The 2,144-nt window shown below is 59.6% G+C and carries 3 protein-coding genes and 1 pseudogene; 1 reads left to right on the top strand and 3 read right to left on the bottom strand.

From position 1 onward, the window contains the following. Positions 1 to 102, top strand: a pseudogene (locus tag HMPREF9697_RS21605) (aspartate/glutamate racemase family protein); the annotation flags it as partial. Positions 103 to 746: 644 nt separating this feature from the next. Here HMPREF9697_RS21605 and HMPREF9697_RS20070 read toward each other — a convergent pair. The 3 genes from HMPREF9697_RS20070 to HMPREF9697_RS20060 form a co-directional block, all read right to left on the bottom strand. After that, positions 747 to 1,076 carry a PilZ domain-containing protein gene (locus HMPREF9697_RS20070; protein ID WP_347329915.1) on the bottom strand — a complete coding sequence of 110 codons (330 nt, stop codon included), beginning with the start codon at positions 1,074 to 1,076 and terminating at the stop codon, positions 747 to 749. 31 nt (positions 1,077 to 1,107) lie between these two features. Then, entirely contained in the window at positions 1,108 to 1,446 is a 339-nt protein-coding gene (locus HMPREF9697_RS20065) for a histidine kinase (RefSeq protein ID WP_244487347.1), read from the bottom strand. A gap of 160 nt (positions 1,447 to 1,606) precedes the next feature. Next, on the bottom strand, positions 1,607 to 2,144 hold a 538-nt coding region (locus HMPREF9697_RS20060), incomplete at its 5' end, for a COG4705 family protein (RefSeq protein ID WP_002719102.1).

The raw sequence follows: 2,144 nt of genomic DNA, 5'->3' as shown, positions 1-2,144 counted from the left end.
AAGGCCACCGCCGGCACGTTCCGCCGTCCCGAGGCTAAACCGACGATTGGACTTGCCGACGCATTGGCCCGCAGGATTGAGCATCGCGACAAGTCGCTCTGAGTGAGCGCGGCGCTAGGCGTCCTCATGTACGCCACCGCAAATGGCTGTTTCGAACATTTCCGAAGGTCGGCATTTGCGTGGTGGCGAAATGATCGGGCTGCTGTGTTTGGTTCTGGCCGTCCGACCTCGCCATTCAAGTCGACGTTGCGGCTTGAAGCCGAGAACGTAGCGCTTCGGCATCAGTTGGTCATCTTACTGCGCGCACGGAGATTGCTGCTGGCGCGATCGCGATGGGGCTGGGAGATTACCTCGCCGCGCGCACAGACGCTCAGCAAAGCGTCGGAACGATCGCGGGAGGGATCCGAAATCGGTACCAAGCGGGCATTTGAAGTCGCTGAGGTTCGCGCAATACGGGCTGGCCGACGCGGACGCCTTAGCGGTGCTGCTCGGCGTTGAGCCCGAGGATGTCGGCAATGTGCGGGCGGGAATGCCCGCGACGCTGAAGTCGGCGTTCGACAATAATGCATCCTGCGACTCCCGGTCTCTCTGTTCCCGCACGTGAGCTTCCCGCGCATCGCGGTCAGCGTCGACGCAGGCGTCCGGCGGGACTTTACTGAAGGCCGACTTTTCGATCTCATTCATCGTGTTCTCTGGGGTAAACAGGTGTTTGCGGACGGGGTTACTGGGTATTTGACAGCAGCAGGCTAACTTGTCTTTTGGAACGCGACTCCGATCAGGTTTTCCTTTTTCCAGGCCATCCGACAGCTTTTTATGATGTTGTCTGGATGCACAACCAACTCGAATGTGTCGGGAATGCCGAGCGGGCTTTCGACCTGAAGAGTGGCGCCACCGGCTGACAAATTCCTGATGGTGCAATCGATTGCGGAGCGACCGCCGTTAAATACTATTTTCCCTCCCTTCAGCACTCGCCTGCGTTCATGCTCTCGTTTGTCTTCCATGGCCATATCCGATGCAGCTTGTTGCGGCGACGGCGGCGCGGTTGTGTCAAACAACAAAGCCAAACGCTTGCCCACGATAGGTCGTTGATCGAACGAGACTGGCGGCTTAGCGTGAGGTCTTACCGCTCATACCGTCCATTACCGCGAGAAGATCAGCCAGCGCCTGCTTGCAAGCCGCAGGATCAGGTACACTCGCACGCAAGGCTTGGAGCGCACGGTCGATGGCCTTATCGAGTACGTGCCAATCAGCCGCCGCGCGCGACTTAAGCCCGCCCTCCGCCTCATCCCATGTCATTTCGAGATCCTTGATGCGTGTCTTTGCCCCCGCCAGATCGCCCTTGTCCGCAAGCGCCTTGGTGTCAGCCGCGATCGTTTGGAATTTCGAGAGGTCCCCGAGCTTCGAGGCCGCGGCGGCCTCGGCCTTCGTAGTGGCGAAGAGGCTCACGGGGATCCGACCTCCTCCCGCCAGAGCGGCGGCGCCTACTATCATTAGCATGATTGCCATACCCGCTTGTCTATGCGTGGTCATCGCTGATCTTCTGATTTTGTGGAAACGTTGATTGCGATTGATCCTGCCCGGCGGGGACGATTCGCCATGTACGGGCTCACACCTTGTCTTCGGCCAGCATTGGATCTGCAGGCTTCCCGGCTTCCACGCTCAGGAAGATCACGAGCCCGACGATAACGACGAGAAAGGCCATGCTGGTATACACGGTGCCAAGTCCAAGCCCGCCGTACTCCCGCGACTGGGACAGAAGGTCGCCCAGCGACGCTCCAAGCGGGCGCGTCAAGATGTAAGCCAGCCAGAAGGTGAGAACCGGATTGGCACCGAAACGATACGCCAGTGTAATGGCCGCGATCAGCGCGCCGAAGGCTACCACCCCCAGATTAAAGCCAAGACCGAGCGCTTCGGTCGCAAGGTCGCCGGCCGCCGTGCCCAGCGCAAAAGTGAAGAGGATCGCGAGCCAATAGAATAGCTCGCGTCGCGTCGTCACGATTGTATGGATCGACAGCGTTCTTTCAAATCCGTACCACACCGCGAAGGTTGCGGCCAAAGCGGTTGCGAATGCGAAGGTGCTGACATACAGGCGGACGCCGAGCTTGTCGGTCAACAGGTCTGTGATCTGCGTACCGACGACGCTG

This window comes from Afipia felis ATCC 53690 (genome assembly GCF_000314735.2).
Lineage (GTDB): Bacteria > Pseudomonadota > Alphaproteobacteria > Rhizobiales > Xanthobacteraceae > Afipia > Afipia felis.
The sequence above is the reverse complement of the archived record's forward strand: the minus strand, read 5'-3'. Positions and strand labels throughout refer to the sequence as shown.